Here is a 19,633-nt window from a genome sequence, read left to right on the forward strand (position 1 = left end):
AGGTGGCTCTCGACCTTCTGCTGGCCGATGTTGACGGTGCCGCCGCTGCCATACACGAAGGTGCCGCCAGCCTGGGTCTGCTTGCTGGCGTAGTCGTCGGTGTCCTGCTCGCTGATGATGGACAGGTTGCCGCCGATGCTGGCCACCACCTTGTCGCCGCTCAGCTGGGCACCCTGCAGCGTGGTGTCCTTGCCGCTGATGACGGTCAGGTTGCGGTCAGCGTCCACCACGGTTTCGACGTGCGTGGTGCCGTTGCCGCTGCCCTTGCCCTTGGCGGTGCTGGCCGACACGTACCAACCGGTCTGCGCGCCGATGCTGAAGCCGATCTCACCGCTGCCGCTCTTGTTCTTCGATGACTGCGTGTGGTCTTCCGTTTCGCTGCGCAGGGTGATGTTGTCCCGCGCGGCCAGCGCCACGTTGTCACCCTTCACCCGGCTGCCGATGATGCTCAGGTCACCGGCGGTGGCCACGATGCTGACGTCGCCCTGGCTGCGGATGGTACTGCCCACCGCCGACTGGTCGTGGCTGGTCTGGCTGGCACTGGAGCTGGAGGCGCCGATGCCGATGCGCAGGCTCACGCCGTCGGTGGCGCCGGAAGCGCCTTGCTGCATGGCGCCGCCGACGCCAGCGGCGGCATTGGCCGCCTGCACCGCGTACAGCGCCTTCAGGCGGTCATCCTGCGCATTGCCGGCCGCCTTGGCCGCACCGTAGGCGGCCAGGGCGGCATCCACCACACCGCCGGTCAGGCCGACGTTGATACCGGCACTCTTCTGCTTGGTGCTCTGGTGTACGTCAGTGGTGCCCTGTGCCGCGTCGATCACCACCTGCCCGCCCACCAGCTGCGTACCGGTCTTCGACAGCACGTCCGAACCGGTGATGTGCAGCGTGTTGCCGGCGCTCAGGTTGACCCGGCCATCGGTTGAGCCGATCAGGCTGCCCTGTGGCGCGCTCTGCTCGATCTCCAGGCCCTTTTCCAGCTTGCTCTGGCCGATGGTCAGGTTGAAGCCACCACCGCCGAACACGCCCGAGCGCTTGACGGTCTTGTCATGCTCTTCGCTGTGCGTGGAGGTGGCCGTGCCGATGGTGAGGTCGCGGGTGGCGGCCACCACCACATCACCGGTGGCAGCCACCTGCGCCGCCTGCGCGACGACGTCACGTCCGGCGCCGATGGTCACCGTCTCGCCGCTGAGCGTGGTGCCCACCACCAGACTGTCCCGGGTTGCGTCGTAAGTGGTGGTGGTCTTGCTCGACAGCAGGCCCTTCTTCCTGCGCGTGGTTTCCTGCTCCCAGCTGTGGTCCTCCTGCGCCGCCAGCAGGTTCACGTCGCGCGTAGCGGCAATGCTGATGCCGCCGTCGGTGCTGCCAACCTGCGTGGCAGTGAGGTTGGCATCGCGCCCGGCCACCAGCGCAATGTCACCGCCGGCCTGCAGCGAAGTGCCGTGCACGGTCTCGTCCATGCTCTGCGTGGTCTGCGAGAAGCGCTTGCCACGGCTCTGCTGCTGGCTGGTGTTGGTGGTGGTTTCGGCCTGCAGGTTGAGATCACGCCCGGCCACCACGGCCAGGCCGTCGCCGGCCTTCAGCTGCGCGGCCTGCAGGTTCACGTCCTGCCCGGCCTGCATGCCCAGCGAGCCACCGGCCTCGATGCCGCTGGCGTTGAGGGTTTCGCGCGTGTAGCGGTTGCTGCCCCAGCCGCCCTGTTCGGTGGTGGTCAGTGCGTTGAGGTTGATGTCGTTGCCGGCCGTGGCATGGACGCTGCCGCCGGCCTTGGCGGTCACCGCCGTCAGGTTCAGATCGTGGCCGGCGTCCAGCGACAGGCTGCCGCCCACGTCCAGCGTGGTGCGACGCAGGCTGCCATCACCCTGCATCTGCGTGGTGAGATTGAGGTCGCGGCCGGCCTCCAGCGCCGCGTTGCCGCGGGCACGGGTCTGCGAACCGACCAGTGCCAGGTCACGTCCGGCTTCCAGCGCCAGGCTGCCGCCGCTGCGGATGCTGGCCACGTCGATGCCGCTGACACTCTTCAGGTCACGGCCGGCCACCAGGGCCACGTTGCCACCCTGGATCAGGCCGCTGTTGTTGAGGATGTCCTCCACGGCGGTGATGCGGGCATTGCCGCCCGCGGAAATGCCACCGCGATCGTTGAGCAGGCTGCCGGTATCGATGGTCAATCGATCATCGGCGCGGATCATGCCCTGGTTGGACACATTGCCGGCGCGGATCTCCACCGACTCGCCAGCGATGGCGGCGCCCCCCAGCTGCAGGCGGTTGGCGGTGGCCTGGGACAGGTACACCACCGGCACCAGCACCTTCTGGCCGTCCACTTCCTGGGCGACCATCCACACGATGTCTTCGTTGAGCGCGGCCACCTGTTCGGCCGACAGCGCCACGCCCACGCTCAGCTGCTGGCGCGCGGCTTCGGTCACGCCGGCATCCATCATGGCGCGGTACTGGCCCATGCCATCGCCCTGGTCGGCATCCAGGTAGCGACGCCCGGTCAGGCCGGTGATCTGTTCCATCACCAGGCGCTGCTCGTAGAAGTCGTCACCCATCCGACGCAGCTGCTTGTCGGGGTCCAGGTTCAGGCGCTGGAACATGTAGTCCGAGCCGATCCACTGCCCGAAGTTGGCGAAGCGCGGATCGGTTTCCACCAGCCAGCGCTGGTTGCCCGGATTGACCGTGTACAGGCCACCACTGGGCAGCGACAGGCCCGGCAGCGGATTCTGCGGGCTGCCCACCACCTGCGGCGGCGGCACCGTGGTGACACGGCCAGGGCCCGGGGAGCCGGTATCACCGGCCGTGCCCGCACCCTGCGCCTGCGCGCTGGCAGGCCCGGTGGCCACGCCCTGCTGTGCACCCGGTGCGCCAGCATTGCCGCCGACCGCGCCGGCGCCCTGCTGCTGGCCCAGTTCGGGTGCGTAGGCGTTGTTGCCCTGCCAACCGGCAACGTCCAACGGTGTGCCACCGCTGTGCGCGGTGACCACGGCGTTGTTGACCTCGCGCGCTTCGATCTGCACCTTGCGGCCGGCGGTGATGCTGGCATTGCCGCCGGCCAGCGTGACCTGCTTGGTGACCGTGCTGGTGCCCAGCGCGCGGCTGCCGCCATAGATCTCGAAGTCGCAGCGGCTGGGGCAAGGGCGGTAGGTGTAATCGATGGTCGACGTACGCTGGACCACCTTGTAGCCGGCCAGCGCCTCGTTGTTGACCACGCCGGCCCAGTCATTGGGGTCTTCGCTGTTGGATGAGCCGCGGCCGTTGATCGAGAGGTTGCGACCGGCGGCGATGGCCGAGTTCCGGTTGTCGACCGAGCCGCCGGACATCTGCATGTCGCGACCGGAAATCAGCTGCGATGCCGCGCTGGCGGCGATGACGGTGGTGCCTTCCAGCACCAGGTCCTTGTGCTCGGTCCAGACTTCCAGCACGGCACAGTCGCCCGGGCACAGCTTGCCCGGCGGTGCCGGGCCGTCGATGCCGTCGACCCTGAACGTCCCGCTGTCCGGGTCGGCAGCGCCTTCGTTGCCGCTGTAGACCTTGTGCTGGGTGACCAGCACACGACGCTCGTTGGCCACGCCCAGTGCAGCCAGGATCAGATCGTTCTCGGCCTGGATGCGCCCGGAACGGTTGCGGATCTGCTGGGCGTTGCCGCCGTTCCAGCCCTGCAGGCGGATGTCGCCCAGGCTGAAGAGCTCGCCGTCGAGGTTGTCGATGTAGTTGGCATACAGGTTGATGCGGCCGGTGGCCGCCATCAGCCCTTCGTTGTAATCGCGTGCGACCAGCGTGTTGCCCAGGTCGCGGCCGTTGGTGATGCGCGAGGCGCGCAGTTCCAGCGCGTTGCCCATCACGGTGCCGGTGTTGGTGATGTTGGCAGCCGACACCTCCACCGTATCGCCGTCCACGCGACCGGCATTGCTGAAATCGCCGGCCGTACTCAGCGCGACGCGACCACTGCCATTGCCTGCCGTGGCGTTGAACTGCCCGCCAGCGGTGTTCTCGATCCGCGCCGCCGAGACTTCAAGCGTGCCCTTGCTCTCCAGGCGCCCCTGGTTGACCAGTGCGCCGGCCACGTCCAGCTTCAGCAGCCCGTTGCTCTCCAGGCGCTGGCCATTGCCATGCACGTAATCGCCCGCCAGCGTCAGGCGCAGCTCGCTGCCGCCGAACAGGCGGCCGATGCCGCTGAAGGCCTGCAGGCGTGCGCCGAGTGCTTCATAGGCGCTGATTTCGCCGCCACCATTGGCCAGGCTGCCCAGCGTCAGCTGGCTCTGGCGACTGAGCAGCCGGCCGTTGCTGTTGTCCAGCGCGGCAAGATCCAGGCGCAGCAGGTTGCCTGCGCTGAGCTGGCCACCAACGTTGAATACCTGTGCGCCGGCGCGCTCCAGGTACAGGGTATTGGCGGCGTGGACCATGCTGCCTGCGTTGTCCAGCGATGCGGTCTGCAGGCGCAGGTCGGTTCCGGCCACCAGCTTGGCCTGGCCGCCTTCGGCGCGGTTGTCCACGCTGCCTGCGGTCAGCGTCAGCGCACCACCGGTGCTGCCCAGGGTGCCGCCACGGTTGTCCAGCGCAGCGGCCGATTCCAGCGACAGCTGCCCGGTGCCGTTGGCCACGATGCGGCCGCCACGATTGCCCACTGAGGCAGCGCGGATGTTCGCAGCGCCCTGTGCTTCGATGTTGCCCTGGCTGTTGTCCAGTGCCTGGCGGATCTGCAGATCCAGCGAGGTGCCGCCGTGGACCAGGCCACGCTGGTTGGCCAGCGCACCGGCCACGTCGAGCGCGAGTTGCTGGCGGGCGTACAGGTTGCCATCCACGTTGCGCAGGTCGCCCGTGCGGCTGGTCACGCGCGCATTGCCCTCGGCCCCCAGCAGGCCATTGCTGTTGTCCAGCTGGGAGGCCAGCACCTGCAGCTGGCCGGAGCCGCGCTGCACGATGGTGCCAGTGCGGTTGTCCAACGCCCCGGCAGCGTCCACGGTAAGGTTGCCGCCAGCATCGAGCCTGCCACCGGTGTTGACGATCTCCGTGCCGGTTACGCGTGCCCCGCTGCCTGCGGTGAGCGTACCGCCGCTGTTGTCGAGGCGCCCGGCAACGGCCACGTCCGCCTCGCCGTTGCCGACGATCAGGCCGGCATTGCTGTTGTCCAGTGTGCCGGTCTCGATCTTCAGCACACCCGTGCCCGCATGCTCGATGCGGCCACCCTGATTCAGCAGCTGCGCAGCCTTCAGGTGGACACTGCCAGCATTGGCGGCGATGCGCCCGCCGGTGTTGCGCAGGGCACCTGTCAGGCCAAGTTCAAAGGGATCGGTGCCGGTCTGCAGCAGTTCGCCGGCGCTGTTGTCCAGCGCGGCCGCCAACAGGCCGATGCGCGTACCCTGCAGACTGCCCGCATTGCGCAGCAGGTCGGTGGCACGCAGGTCGAGCAGACCGATGGCGGCCAGGCTGCCGCCGATATTGCGCCACTCACCGCTGCGCGCCTGCGCCAGCAGGGTGCCACCGGACCAGACCTGGCCACCCTCCAGCAGCAGGCTGTCGCCCAGCAGGTGAATCTGGTGGCCCGCGTTGATCTGCCCGCCATTGCGCAGCTGCTGACGCGCATCAAGGGTGACGCTGCCGGTGCTGCCGACCTTGCCGTCGGCCAGCAGGCCCGCCACGATCACGCCGCTGTTGTCGATCTGCCCCGCCCGCAATTCGATGTCACCCGAGGCCAGCACGCGCCCGCGATTGCTGGCCTGGGCGGCCTGCAGCGTGACCGTGCGCGCCTGAACGTCGGCCGCAGTGCGCAGTGCCTGCGCAGCCTGCAGCGACAGCGCGCCGCTGGCGAACAACGCCGCCTCGTTGTGCAGGTCGCCATCGCTGCGCACCTGCAGATCAGCGGCGCTGTCGATCGTTCCCTTCAGCGTCACGCCGGCATCGGCGGACAGCACGACGCCCTGCTGCGCAAAGACCTTGCCCGACTGCTCCAGGCTGCCGCCCGCGTGCGCGGTCAGTGTGCCGGCAGCCAACGTGCGCCCGCCCAGCACCAGGGCCTGGTCACTGCTGAGCTGCACGTTGCCGCGCTCGCTGCCCAGTTCACCCTCGCTGCGCAGGGTCCGGCCCCGCACCTGCAACGTCTGGCCGGCCACCAGACTGCCCTGGTTGTCCAGTGAATCGCGCACGGTGACATCGACATCGCCGGCGCCATAGAGGTCGCCACGGTTGTCGATCACATCGGCCTTGGCCGTCAGTGCTCCCTTGGCGAACACGTTGCCGGCGTTGTCCAGCGTCACCGCATCCAGCTGCAGCGACTGCGCACTGGACAGGTTGCCGCCGGCGCGGTTGTGCAGCGCGTCGGTGCGCACGTCAAGCGCGCCATCGCTGGCGATCACGCCGGCATTGTCCAATGTGGTGGTGCGCAGCTGTGAGCGGTCGCGACCGTAGATCACACCACTGTTGCTCAGCTCAGTGGTGCGCAGGTCCATTGCCTGCTGGCCATGCAGGCGACCGTCGTTGATGACCTTCTGCACGTCCACGGCCAGCACGCGTGCCAGCGCCGTGGCGGCCGCCTGCTGGTGCAGGACGCCGCCCTGCAGGGTCAGGGTGCCGCCGGCTTCAAGCCGGTTGCGGTTGTCGAGCGTGGCAACGGACAGACGGGCATCGGCTGCGCTGCCGATGATGCCGGCGTTGTCCAGCACATCGGCGTCGACCTGCAGGCCCTTGCCCCCCTGGATGCTGCCGGTGGTGTCATTGTCGATGCGTGCGTTGGACTTCAATGCCAGCAGGTCCACTGCCTGCAGCGTGCCGCTGTTGCGCAGACGATCGACCGTCAGCGTGGCCTGGCGGGCCTCAAGGGTGCCTTGGTTGTCCACGCCGCCGGCAGACAGTTCCAGCGCCTGCTCGGAGAGGATGCGTCCGGCGTTGTCCAGCTGCTGGCGCGCCTGGATCTTCAGCAGCACGCCCGCAGACAGCTCGGCGTCCTTCAGCTGGGTGATGCGGTCGCCCGCTGCACGCAGGTTGGCACCGGCACCGATGATGCCCTCGTTGTCGATGCTGGCCGCGTCGAGTTCGACGTCGGCGTCGCTGTACAGCTGGCCGGCGTTGTGCAGCTGCGCGGCCTGCATCCGTACGCCCTGGTTGCCCAGCAGCAGGCCGGCGTTGTCCACCTGGCGGACCTGCACGTCCAGCGCCTGCGCGCCCAGGCGCGCGCCCTTGTCCTGCGCCAGCGTGTCGGCGCGCACGGCAAGCCCGGCGCCTGCGGTCACCTGTGCATGGTTCTGCACCTGTGCGGCAGCCAGCGCGATGCTGCCCGCGCTCTTCACCGTGTCAGCCAGGGTCAGCATGCCACCGGCGTCCAGCTGCATCTGCGCGGCCTGCGCACTGCCGGCCAGGTCCAGATTCTGGTTGGCGCGTACGGCCAACGCAGCGCCCGCCGACGTGGAACCGGCAAGCGACGCCTGCCGGGCACGGATCTGAAGATCCCCCTGCGCGTACTGGGTACCGTCGGCCTTCAGGTCACCGCCGGTTTCGATCTGCAGGCGGCCTGCGGCCGCCGTGCGTCCACTCAGGCGGACATCGCCGGCCTGGGTCAGGATGAAGTCGCCTGCGTCGGCCACCATCTGGCCCGTGCTGCGCACGCCCACGCCGGCCTCGGTACCGACCAACCGGATCTTCCCTGCATACATGCCCCCGAGGGCGGCAACATCCAGGCCGAACTGCGGGCGTTCGCCTTCTCCGGTGATCGCCTGCGTCGCCAGGGTCTGGGCATCGATCTGGTTGGCGCCGGTGACCACGTTCACCTGGCGCGCCCAAAGGCCCGCGTTGAGCTGCACCGCGCGGGCCAGCAGGTCGACGCCTTCCAGGTTGCCGGCATCCAGGCCGTTGCCTTCCAGGCGGATCGTTCCGCGCGACACCCGGAACGCCGACAGGCTGCCATCGTTGCCGAACACCGGGGTGCCGGTGGTCAGCGTGCCACGGGTGGTATTGATGAAGCCGCAGCCATCGCAGGTGATGCCATTGGGGTTGGCGACGATCACCGCCGCCGAGCGCCCCGCCACCTCGATGTGGCCCTGCAGGCGTGACGCGTTGGTGGATGTCACCTCATTGAGGATCAATCGCGCCGACTGGCCCAGCTGCAGGTTGCCGTTGCCCTGGATGTAGCCACCCAGTTGGGTCTGCACGGTGCTCGCGCTGTTGTTGAGGATCTGCCCCTCGCGCCCGACGTTGTAGTCCTGGAAGCGGTTGTGCGATACGCCGCCCGCGTTGGGCCGGTTGATCTGGATGACCGGCACGCCGTTCGCCGCCTGGTCGGCCCGCGCCTGCTCGCCGGCCTGTACCTGCACCTGGGCAAACGAGCTGCCCGGGGCCAGGAACGCCAATGCCAGGGTGGCGCTCGCCATCGCGGTGCGCAGGCGCGTGGCCCAACCGGCGCCCGAAGCGGACAGGGACAGACTGCGGAATACGTTCTTCATGCCAGGTGCTTCCATCAACCCAGGGGGGAACTGCACACACAACAACCCGATCACGTCGCCACGCGGCGACGGTGCTTCCAGTCGAATCAGAACTGCCAGGACGCGCGGAATCCGATCACGTGACCGCGTGCCTCATGCTTGAGCCACGCCGGGCGGCTCATCGGTACGCCGACGAAGCCATCCCACGCCAATCCGCCCAGCTCGCCACGTGCACCCAGGTGGGCGCCGCTGAGGGTTCCGCCGCCGATACCCTGGCGGTCGTCGCGCTCGATGTGGCCGATATCGATGCCCGCATAGGGCGCGATGGCGCGATGTGCCATCCAGCTGATGCTGTTGCGCCAGTAGCCGCCACGGCTGCCGCCGAGTGGCACCTCGCCGTCGAAGCCGTTGACGGTATAGCGGCCACCGACGCTGATGAACTCCGAGCCGTACAGCGTGTCCTTGCTCCACTGGTAGCGGAGCGCGGTGTTCCATGCCAGCGGACGCGGCCCGGATGTCAGGGCGCCACCGGCGCCGATATCCAGCGTGGTCAGCCCATAGCGGAACGTCGGCGCCAGGTCATCACGGCCCACGGCGTCATCATCGCCTCCCAGCCACGGCACGCCGCGGCGGTGCGCCAGGCGGATATCTGCCTGGACCCGCCCCAGGTACTGGCGGTGCAGCAGCGCCAGCTCGACCGAGGTGGTACGCCGGCGCTGGCCTTCGATCTCCACGCCTTCCACGTAGCTGTGCGACGACCGTTGCGCCACGCGCAGCTCGATGCCGCTGCGGTAGCTCTGGCCACGCACCAGCAGCCGTTCCACGGCCAGGTCGACGTTGCTGGAGGTGCCGGTGCTGGCGAACGTGTCGGCGTTGCTGGCGATGGTCTGCTTGTAGCGCGAGCTGTAGGTGCTGGTGCTGAAACGCCAGTTGCCCAGCGGCACCGACCACGATGCATTGAAGCCGTGGGTACCCCGGCCCTTGTCGGCACTGCCGTCGCTGCTGACGCCAATGCTGAGCAGGTCGTTGACGCGAGCCAGGTTGTCTACCCACGCGGTCGCGCCGACCTGCTGCTTTCCGGTCGCACGGCTGCCGGCATCATCCAGCGACACCGAGGCACGCCATCGCTTGCCGTGGCGGATGCTGATGACCACGTCCGACTCGCCGGGCGCCTCGCCCGGCACCAGTTCCATGTTCACATCCTGCGACGGAACGCGCTTGAGCTGCTCCAGGCCCTGTTCCAACGCGCGCAGATTGAGTACGTCCCCCGGCCGCGCGGGAAACGCACTCTTCCACATCGAATCGGGTACCTCTTCCGCGTTGAAGCGGATCTGCCGGATCACGCCCGGCACCAGCTGCAGGCGCAGGGTTCCGCTGCCCAGGCTCTGCTCAGGCAGGCCGATGCGGGTGGTCACGTAGCCCTTGGCCAGCGCCAGATCCGAGGCACGCCGCACGATCAGCGCGATGCCCTGCTGGCCCACGCAGCGGCCACGGTAGCGGTCGAGATAGCGCTGCAGGAACGCGAACTGCCCCAGATGCGCGCCGTCAAGCTGCAGCTGCTGCAGGGTGAAGCACGGTTCTTCGTCCGGCAGTTCCAGCGAATGCAGATCGGTGGCAGCGGCCGGCTGTTCGCGTGATACATCCGGCAATGCCTGCCGCTGCTCACGCTCGCGCGCCTCGCGCTCGGCGCGTTCGCGCAGTTCCTGCTGCTCGGCGAACGAGGGACTGGCCGACTGTGCATGCACGACGCCGATCCACAACAGTCCCGCGGTGCCCAGAACGGCACGCACGCCGCATCCTGCTTTTCTGTTACCCATCAACGACTTCCTTGTCCAGCATTGGTACAGACCTGGGGCTGTGAACAGACATCGTGCAGAGAGAACATGCGGCCAGCACCGACTCGACCGCCAACCGCTATCGGCGGGAGTGCGCGGAACTTTAGGGTCTTTGCATCCGTGTACCCATTGCGACGACGCAGTCGAGCATCACACGCTGAAGGATGGGCATCCTTCAGCAGCCGTCATACGTCGTCAATCGCTGCGGCCGTTACGGCACCCGTGCGCACACCCATACACGCACGTCCCTGGCACCGGCCAGCCGCAACGTCTCGGCGATTTCCATCACTGTGCTGCCGGTGGTCATCACATCGTCCACCACGGTCAGCCGTGTCGGCGGCGACAAGCGCGTGCCGAATGCGTCAAAGAGGTTGTCCCTGCGCTGTTCTGCGCTGCGCTCGGACTGCGGCGCGGTGTGGCGGCGCCGGTAGAGGCCCTGCCAGACCGGCATCGGCAGCAACCGGCACAGTTCGGCGACCTGATTGTAGCCGCGCTGGCGCAGGCGCCGCCCATGCAGCGGCACCGGCACCAGCGACGCGCACGACCAGGGGGGTGGTGCGCGCTGCATCAGCTGCGCGAGCAGGCGACCTGCCGCCAGATCCTGATGGAACTTGTAGCGCACCAGCAGCTGATCGACGGGTGGAAGGTACAGCAGGCTGGCATGCGTGGCGGACTGCGGCGGTACCTCGTCGCGGCATATACCGCAGACGATCAGGGCGTTCCCGGGTAGCGGGAGTGCGCAGCGCAGGCAGGCACGACCGGCCCAGGGCAGTTCGGCAAAGCAGGCGCGGCACAGGTCAAGTTCATCGTGGCCCGGCTCGCCACAGACCAGGCAGCGCAGCGGTAGCACCACGCGAAGTGCCGCCTGCAGGAGGCGAGTGGACTTGAACAGGGCCGGCATGCGCTACAGCGTGAACGCGCCGGTGCCCCGAGGCCATCAGACGCACGCTCCTTGACCTGTAGGCATCTTTACCCGTTTATGGAGCACTTCACCGCGTTGGCGCAGGCTTCGCATCCACACGCGTGCGATACACCATGTACGGCGTCTGCCGGCGATCCACGCCACCATTGAAGCCGGCCTGTCGATGCAGCTGGTTGGCGGTGAAGTACAGATAGCCGTCCGGCCCCATCGACAGCGTATCCGGCCACAGGATGCGCGGGTCGTGCACCACCGTCGTCCATCGCCCCTGCGCGTCGCGGGCATGGATGGCGTTGTGCTCGTAGTCGCTGGCATACAGCCGGCCGTTGGCGTCCATCTCCATGCCATCGGAGGCGCCCTTGTCGCCCAGGTCGACCACCGCCGCCGCCAGTTCCGCTTCACTCAGCTTCGGGTCGCGCAGCAGCGCGGTCGGCACGCTGTACAGATGACGGCTGGACAAGGGCGTGTAGAACAGGGTGCCACCATCGGGCGACAGGGCGATGCCATCGGCGGCCACGGTGAACGGCGCCGACGAACCATCGGCGTTACGCAGTCGCATCTGCCGCCCTTCCACGATCGGCACGAAGGCGGCATCGGCCGAGGTGGATACGTGGCCGACCAGGCGCTTGGACGCGGCGCCAGTGGCGAGGTCGATCACGATGATGCCGCCGATACCGCTCAGCGACGAGTCGGTCACGTAGGCCACGCCCTCGCGGCCAACCCGGAAATCGAAGCGCACATCGTTGACATAGGTGCGCGCGTCGATGACGTTGGCCGGGAACACCAGCGTCCTGGCCACGGTGTTGGTGGCCAGGTCGATCGCCACCAGTTTGGCACCGCCGGCCTGTGGCGCAGAGAACCCGGGCGCGGCGGTATCCAGCACCCACAACCGGCCCTGACCATCGGCCACCACGCTCTGCACGCTGATGAAATGGGCCGCCGGATCGGGGCCGTCCTTGCGGTTGATGCGCGCATCCGGATAGGGAACGGCGCGGCCGTCGCGCCATTCGGCCACGCTGTAGGCCACCTCATCGCCCCAGCGCGGGAAATTGACGAAGATCCGCCCGGTTTCAGATACCGCCACGCTGGTAGGCATGGCACCTTCGAAACGCGCCACCGGTTCAAGGGTACCGATGCCGCGCTCGCTGGGCAGCAGGGGCGCGCCGGACATCGCCAGCGCGGGGGAACTGGCCAGCGCCAGGACGGCGGCCGCCAGGCGGCGGATACGGCAGTTGATCATGGTCGCGCTCTCGATGCAGGTCCGGGGGCAGCCCCGGCGTGGACGCATCTTCTGCGTCGCGCGTGGCATCGGGTAGACGGTGCAACGTGGAATCAGCTTCACTGCTGGAGTGAAGATGGAGGGCTGATTGATCGCGTTGATTGAAGCAATGATCGTTGTCTATCCGTTGCGTGCCTGCCTTGCGGCAAACCCGCTCAAGAAATCTCAACGGCTGCCAACGCGGTTTCGAACCTGTGCTGACCCTCTTCACCCCACCAGGGAACGGTCATCACGCCACCCCGCCGCTGCAACTGGTGCAGAAGGAGCAGGAAGGCCTGGACCTCCCGCTGGCCCCATGACGCTCCCATGCGGTAATCGAGCGTCAACCCATGGCGCATGACGAGCACACCCAGTTCTGGCAGAAGAACGCCGCCGCAGGCAATGTCTGCAAGGCCGACATGGAAGGGTTCCACTTCGTCCTGGAGAACGCGTCGCGCGTCGCCCGGTCCCATGAACGGCTGACCAAGATCTTCCGCACGGTGCCAGAGCTGCACGCTTCCAGAACCCGCGACGCGGGCACCGCAGGCAAACAGATAGGCGAACGCATCGGCCGTTCCGGCGGCCTCACGGTACGCGAGCTCCACTTCCGGAAGCGAGCCATCATCGGTCACGAAGTAGCACCGTAACGTCGCCAACACCTCCTCTGGGAGGAGAATTGCTGCTCCAGGCTGCATTGCTCCTAGTCATCTCCATTTTCGCGGGTGCGGGAGGTTCGCACAGCAGGCGCCTCGACAGCCACATCTTCAGCCGTTTTCGGCACCATCAACAACTCCGCCAACCCGCGGTAGATCGGCACGCGGCACACCAGCCCGGACACACCACGCGCGATCAGCACCGTGGCCAGGATCGGCAGCAGCAGATCGCCGCTGTCGGTCAGCTCCAGCGAGATCACCGCCGAGGTCAGTGGCGCCTGGGTCACACCGGTCAGGTAGGCGCACATGCCCAGCAACACGAACGCGCGCGGGTCCACACCCGGCATCAGCACTGACAGGTTGTGGCCGAGTCCCGCGCCGACCGCCAACGCAGGCGAGAACAGGCCACCGGGAATGCCCGCCACGTACGAGGCCAGGTTGGCCAGCAGCTTCATCAACCCGAACTCGTGGCCGACCAGCGCCTGGCCCTGCACCAGGCTGCGCGCTTGTTCGTAACCGGTGCCGAACGCGCCTTCGCCGAACACCAGGGCCAGCACGACCACCACCAGGCCGCAGCCCGCGGCCAGCAATACCGGATGCCGCTGCCGCAGCTGGCCCAGCCAACGCGGACGGCCCGCCGCGCTGGCCAGTACCGCACGTGCGAACAGCCCACCCAGCAGGCCCGCCACCACGCCGCACAGCAGGATCGCCAGCCAGCCCTGGCCGAGCGGCAGACGCGCGCTCACATGGCCGAAGTAGGTGTAATTGCCCAACAGACCGAGCGATACCACGCCACCGACGATCACCGCGGTCAACAGCGTGCCGGAGAAGCGATGTTCGAAACGGCCGCTGAGCTCCTCAATGGCGAAGACGATGCCGGCCAGCGGCGTGTTGAACGCCGCCGCAATACCAGCAGCGCCACCGGCCAACAGGAAATGCGAGAGCTCGCGGGGATCCTTGAAGCCGAACCAGCGGCCGAACAGATACATCAGGCTGGCGCCTACGTGCACGGTGGGTCCCTCGCGCCCGACCGATGCGCCCCCCAGCAGCGACAGCGAGGTCAGCAGCAGCTTGCCGGCCGAAACCGCTGGGGAAAGGTTGGTTTTCCGGAACGGCTCATCAGCCTTGTCCAGCGCAGCGATGACCTGCGGAATACCGCTGCCCCGCGTGGGCTTCAGCACGCCGGAAGTGAGCCAGGCCAGCAGCGCGAAGATGCCCGGCGTGAGCAGCAGGGCCCACCACGGCGAGTGCGAGGTGATGCGCTGGAACAGATGGAAGGCCGCATCGCTGGCCTTGGCAAACAGGATCGCCACCAGTGCCACGGCCACCGCGCCGCCCCACAGCGCGGCGCGGCGGCGCCAGGCCTCGCTGAGGACCAGCGCGGTGATGCGGCCACGAAGGCGGTAAAGATCAAGCATGGGAAAGAGTCTGCGCGCCAGCACTTGCGTTGTGCAGCAGGCACTGTGGCTGGACGCCTTGCAGCATGCGGTGAAATGCGGCGCTTCGCTCGATGCTCTATTGCACCAACGATCCGTAAACCAAATTAAAATATAGATGGTTGACAGCCTCCCCGCGCCCACCCACACTGCCGCCCTCGCTCCACTCGTATCCAAGGTCCCGCCATGGCTGCTGCCATCCGCCACGACTGGCAACACGACGAACTGCAGGCGCTGTTCGATCTGCCGTTTCCCGAGCTGCTGTTCCGCGCCGCCGCGGTGCACCGCGAGCACTTCGATCCGGCGCAGGTGCAGGTGTCCACGCTGTTGTCGGTGAAGACCGGAGGCTGCCCGGAAGACTGCGCGTACTGCCCGCAGGCGCAGCGCTACAGCACCGGGGTGAACGCGCAGAAGCTGATGGAGACCGACGCGGTGCTGGCCAAGGCGCGCCAGGCCAAGGCCGCCGGTGCATCGCGCTTCTGCATGGGCGCCGCGTGGCGATCGCCGAAGGACCGCGACATCCCGAAGGTGGCGGCGATGATCGCCGGGGTGAAGGCACTGGGGCTGGAGACCTGCGCCACGCTGGGCATGCTCAGCGGCGAGCAGGCGCGTGCGCTGAAGGATGCGGGCCTGGACTACTACAACCACAACCTCGACACCGCGCCAGACTACTACGATTCGATCATCCACACGCGCCAGTACCAGGACCGTCTGGATACGCTGGAGCACGTGCGCGATGCCGGCCTGAAGACCTGCTGCGGCGGCATCGTCGGCATGGGCGAGACGCGCGCGCAGCGCGTCGGCCTGCTGCTGGCGCTGGCCTCGCTGCCGGCACATCCCGATTCGGTGCCGATCAACAAGCTGGTGCAGGTGGCGGGCACGCCGCTGCATGGCAGTGCCGAACTGGACCCGTTCGAGTTCGTGCGCATGATCGCGGTGGCACGCATCGCCATGCCGCGCTCGATGGTGCGGCTGTCGGCCGGGCGCGAGGCGATGAGCGACGAACTGCAGGCGCTGTGTTTCCTGGCCGGTGCCAATTCGATCTTCTATGGCGACAAACTGCTGACCACCGGCAACCCGGAGAGCGAACGCGACCTGGCCTTGTTCGCCCGGCTGGGCCTGCGGCCGATGGCGGTGCAGGTGGATGCCGAGGGCCACGACCACGGCGGTACCGTGCACGCCGATATCAGTGCCGATACGCCCGGCTGTGGCTGCGCTCACGCGGCCTGAGACGGGCCGCAAGCAGGCGCCGCGGCAACGCGCTACCCTAGCCGCCCCGTCGACGCATTCAGCCACCATGGCCCGCCCCGACCTGACCGCTCGCCTCCACGCCCAGCGCGCCCTGCGCGATGCCCAAGGCCGTCGCCGCCCGCGACGCACGGTCACCCGTCGCGATGGCGTGCGCCTGGAAGTGGACGGCCAGTGGCTGACCGGCTTCTGCAGCAACGACTACCTCGGCCTGGCCCAGCAGTTCAGCGTGGTCAACGCGCTGCAGGACGCCGCCGCACGCGAAGGCGCTGGCGCCGGTGCCTCGCACCTGGTCTGCGGCCATCATGCCCTGCATGAGGCGCTGGAACGCGAGGTGGCCGAATGGCTTGGCTATCCGCGTGCGCTGCTGTTCGGCAGTGGCTTCGCCGCCAACCTGGCGGTGCAGCAGGCGCTGCTGAGCGAAGAGAACGATGTCTGCGTACAGGACAAGCTCAACCACGCCAGCCTGCTCGATGCCACCCGGTTGGCCGGTGCACGCCTGCGCCGTTATCCGCACCTGGATGCGGAAGGCGCAATGCGTCAGCTCAAGCATGCGCCCGATGGCGCGGCAATGCTGGCCACCGATGGTGTTTTCAGCATGGATGGCGACATCGCACCGCTGCGTGCATTGTCGCTTGTGGCACGCCTGCAGCAGGCGCTGTTCTATGTGGATGATGCGCACGGTGTAGGCGTGGTCGGTGATGGCCGGGGTGCCGTGGCCGCCGCCGGACTGGGCGTGGACGATGTGCCGCTGCAGCTGGTCACGCTGGGCAAGGCACTGGGCGGTTCCGGTGCACTGGTGCTGGGCCGCGACGACCTGATCGAGCATCTGGCCGAGACCGCACGCCCGTACATCTACACCACCGCCGTGCCACCGGCGATGGCCGCCGCTGCGCTTGAAGCGGTGCGCCTGGCGCGCAGGGACAACTGGCGCCGCACCAAGCTGACCGACCTGATCGCGCTGTTCCGCAGCGAAGCACGCCGCCACGGGCTGGACCTGATGGCTTCGGACACGCCGATCCAACCGCTGCTGTGCGGCGATGACCACACCGCCGTGGCCATGTCCACGGCGCTGGAACAGGCCGGCTGGCTGGTCGGTGCGATCCGCCCGCCGACCGTGCCGGAAGGCAAGGCACGCCTGCGGGTGACACTGTCTGCGCTGCACACGCCGGAACAGGTGCGGGGGCTGGTCGAGGCCATCGCCAGCGCGCGCGAACGCGTGGCCCTGGCCGTGCGTGAAGCCGCGCCACCGCCGCTGCCTGTCTTTGCCTGAGTTCCGTGTCGTTGCCCATGCATATTGACGTCACCGGCCGTGGGCCGGACCTGGTGCTGATCCACGGTTGGGCCCTGCAGGGCGGCGTGTTCGCGCCGCTGGTGCAGCGGCTTGCGGACCAGTTCACCCTGCATCTGGTCGACCTGCCCGGCCATGGGCACAGCCGCGAGGACACCACGCCGCTGCGCCTGCCGTTCGTGGTCGGTGCCATTGCCGCGGCTACGCCGCCGGCGGTGTGGTGCGGCTGGTCACTGGGCGGCCTGTTCGCATTGCACGCGGCGGCCACGCTGCCAAAGGTGCGCGGGCTGGCGATGATCGCCGCCACGCCGCGCTTCGTGCGAGGCGAAGACTGGCCGCACGCGGTGGAGCCGGCGGTGTTCGAGCAGTTCGGCCGCGAGCTGGCGACCGACTTCAGCGGCACGCTGGAACGCTTCCTCGCGCTGGACGTAATGGGCTCGGCACACGCCCGCGAGGAGCTGCGCACCCTGCGCCAGCGCCTGGTCGAGCGCGGTGCGCCCACCGAACGCGCCCTGCTGGAAGGCCTGCGCCTGCTCGAAAGCACTGACCTGCGCGGCGCACTGCCAACGCTGGGCAAGCCCAGCCTGTGGATCGCCGGCCAGCGTGACCGGCTGGTGTCTCCGGTGGCGATGCAGGCCGCCGCAGCACTGGCCCCGGGTGCGCAGGCGCTGACCATCGCCCACGGCGGCCACGCGCCGTTCCTTGGCCATGCCGACGAAGTAGCCGCCGCCCTGCAACACTTCGTTGCCGCCCTGTCGCCGGCTGATGGCGGACAATGAGCACCTTCCGAATTCCGCAGGACTGACGCATGGATCTGGGCATCAACGGCCGCTGGGCACTGGTCTGCGGCGCCAGCAAGGGATTGGGCCTGGGTTGCGCGCGTGCGCTGGTGCGCGAGGGCGTCAACGTGGTGATCGTGGCCCGTGGTGACGCTGCGCTGCAGGCCGCCGCTGAAGAACTGCGTGCCGTGCCCGGCGCTGCCGAGGTGCGCGCGGTTGCCGCCGATGTCACCACCGAGGCCGGCCGTGCTGCGGCACTGGCCGCATGCCCGCAGGTGGACATCCTGGTCAACAACGCCGGCGGCCCGCCGCCCGGTGATTTCCGCAATTTCGAGCGCGACGACTGGATCGCCGCGCTGGACGCCAATATGCTGGCGCCGATCGCGCTGATCCGCGCCACCGTCGACGCGATGATCGAGCGTGGCTTCGGCCGCATCGTCAACATCACCTCGTCGGCGGTGAAGGCCCCGATCGACATCCTGGCGCTGTCCAACGGCGCGCGCAGCGGCCTGACCGGTTTCGTCGCCGGCCTGTCGCGCCGCACCGTGGCCCACAACGTCACCATCAACAACCTGCTGCCCGGCCAGTTCGACACCGACCGCCTGCGCGCCAACTTCGCCCACAGCGCGGGCAAGGACGGCGATGCTGGCGAAGTGGCCGAGCGCCGCCGCCAGCAGATTCCCGCCGGCCGCTTCGGCACGCCGGACGAGTTCGGCGCCGCCTGCGCCTTCCTGTGCAGTGCGCAGGCCGGTTACCTCACCGGGCAGAACCTGCTGATCGACGGCGGCGCCTACCCCGGTACGTTCTAAGAGACTTTCGCAATGCCGTCCCACTTCGATGCCCGCCACGTCCGCCGCGCGTTCGCGCGTGCCGCCAGCAGCTACGACACCGCCGCCGCCCTGCAGCGCGAGGTGCAGTCGCGACTGATCGAATCGCTGGACTACCTGGAGGCACGCAAGCCCGAGGTGGTGCTGGACATCGGCGCGGGTACCGGCCATGCCAGCGCGTTGATGAAGAAGCGCTGGCCGAAGGCGCAGGTGATCGCGCTGGATGTGGCGCTGCCGATGCTGGACCAGGCCAAGCGCCAGGCCGGGTGGTGGAAGCCGTTCCAGCGCCTGTGCGGCGATGCCGCCGCGCTGCCGCTGGCCGACAACAGCGTGGATGTGATCTTCAGCAACCTGTGCCTGCAGTGGGTGGACGACCTGCCGGCGGTGTTCGCCGGATTCCGTCGCGTGCTCAAGCCCGGTGGCCTGCTGCTGTGCTCCACCTTCGGCCCGGAAACCCTGATCGAACTCAACGAGGCCTTCGCCGCCGCCGATGATCGTCCGCACGTGAGCCGCTTCGCGCAGATCGCCCAGTTCGGCGACGCGCTGATGATGGCCGGCTTCCGCGACCCGGTGCTGGACCGCGATCTGTTCACCCTGACCTACGACGACCTGCCCTCGCTGATGCGCGAACTGCGCGCGATGGGCGCGACCAACGCGCGGGTGGACCGCCGCCATACGCTGACCGGGCGTGGTCGTTTCGCCGCTGCCGCCGCTGCATACGAGCCGATGCGCCGTGCCGACGGCAAGCTGCCCAGCAGCTGGGAAGTGATCTACGCCCACGCCTGGGCACCGGATCCGGGCGCGCCGATCCGCGAAGGCGGGCATGACGTCGCCTCGGTGCCGGTGTCGGCGATTCCGATCCGCCGCAAGCAGACCTGATCGTCTGGTAGTGCCGGCCGCTGGCCGGCAACCTCACGATTCCATGGTGGCCATCTGCCGGCCAGCGGCCGGCACTACCAAATGCCACGCCATACGCGAATCG

General features: G+C 68.3%; 11 protein-coding genes. 5 read left to right on the forward strand and 6 right to left on the reverse strand.

The genetic code is table 11. The features are described from left to right. The 6 genes from AC5P5R_RS21855 to AC5P5R_RS21880 all read right to left on the reverse strand — a co-directional run. Positions 1 to 8,426 (reverse strand): hemagglutinin repeat-containing protein (locus AC5P5R_RS21855; RefSeq protein ID WP_495205393.1); only part of this gene is annotated, 8,426 nt, incomplete at its 3' end. An 86-nt stretch (positions 8,427 to 8,512) separates the two neighbouring features. Then, positions 8,513 to 10,195: a ShlB/FhaC/HecB family hemolysin secretion/activation protein gene (locus tag AC5P5R_RS21860; protein ID WP_005414791.1), complete on the reverse strand. Its 1,683-nt coding sequence runs from the start codon at positions 10,193 to 10,195 to the stop codon at positions 8,513 to 8,515. Between the two features lie 256 nt (positions 10,196 to 10,451). After that, positions 10,452 to 11,141 carry a ComF family protein gene (locus tag AC5P5R_RS21865; RefSeq protein WP_005411511.1) on the reverse strand — a complete coding sequence of 230 codons (690 nt, stop codon included), beginning with the start codon at positions 11,139 to 11,141 and terminating at the stop codon, positions 10,452 to 10,454. 88 nt (positions 11,142 to 11,229) lie between these two features. Continuing rightward, positions 11,230 to 12,399, reverse strand: a complete 1,170-nt coding sequence (locus AC5P5R_RS21870; protein ID WP_099527753.1) for an L-dopachrome tautomerase-related protein — start codon at positions 12,397 to 12,399, stop codon at positions 11,230 to 11,232. Between the two features lie 194 nt (positions 12,400 to 12,593). Beyond that, the gene (locus tag AC5P5R_RS21875) at positions 12,594 to 13,049 is read right to left on the reverse strand and encodes a hypothetical protein (protein WP_032964538.1); all 456 of its coding nucleotides are present in this window, start codon (positions 13,047 to 13,049) and stop codon (positions 12,594 to 12,596) included. Positions 13,050 to 13,117: 68 nt separating this feature from the next. Then, on the reverse strand, positions 13,118 to 14,488 hold the full coding sequence (locus AC5P5R_RS21880) for a chloride channel protein (RefSeq protein WP_049397994.1): 1,371 nt from the start codon (positions 14,486 to 14,488) through the stop codon (positions 13,118 to 13,120). Positions 14,489 to 14,692: 204 nt separating this feature from the next. Between AC5P5R_RS21880 and bioB the strand changes: the two genes are divergently transcribed. The 5 genes from bioB to bioC all read left to right on the forward strand — a co-directional run bounded on the left by bioB (position 14,693) and on the right by bioC (position 19,530). Continuing rightward, positions 14,693 to 15,736: a biotin synthase BioB gene (gene bioB / locus AC5P5R_RS21885; RefSeq protein ID WP_043034226.1), complete on the forward strand. Its 1,044-nt coding sequence runs from the start codon at positions 14,693 to 14,695 to the stop codon at positions 15,734 to 15,736. Positions 15,737 to 15,803: 67 nt separating this feature from the next. Beyond that, complete coding sequence (bioF, locus tag AC5P5R_RS21890; protein WP_043034225.1) at positions 15,804 to 17,027, forward strand: 8-amino-7-oxononanoate synthase; 1,224 nt, start codon at positions 15,804 to 15,806, stop codon at positions 17,025 to 17,027. A 17-nt stretch (positions 17,028 to 17,044) separates the two neighbouring features. Further along, positions 17,045 to 17,824, forward strand: coding sequence for a pimeloyl-ACP methyl ester esterase BioH (gene bioH, locus AC5P5R_RS21895; protein ID WP_043034224.1), 780 nt, complete (start codon positions 17,045 to 17,047; stop codon positions 17,822 to 17,824). A 29-nt stretch (positions 17,825 to 17,853) separates the two neighbouring features. Next, positions 17,854 to 18,633, forward strand: a complete 780-nt coding sequence (locus AC5P5R_RS21900) for an SDR family oxidoreductase (RefSeq protein ID WP_043034223.1) — start codon at positions 17,854 to 17,856, stop codon at positions 18,631 to 18,633. Positions 18,634 to 18,645: 12 nt separating this feature from the next. Continuing rightward, entirely contained in the window at positions 18,646 to 19,530 is an 885-nt protein-coding gene (gene bioC, locus AC5P5R_RS21905; protein WP_100438200.1) for a malonyl-ACP O-methyltransferase BioC, read from the forward strand. Positions 19,531 to 19,633: the final 103 nt, after the last annotated feature.

Source organism: Stenotrophomonas sp. YJH_SMC_19, assembly GCF_059367915.1.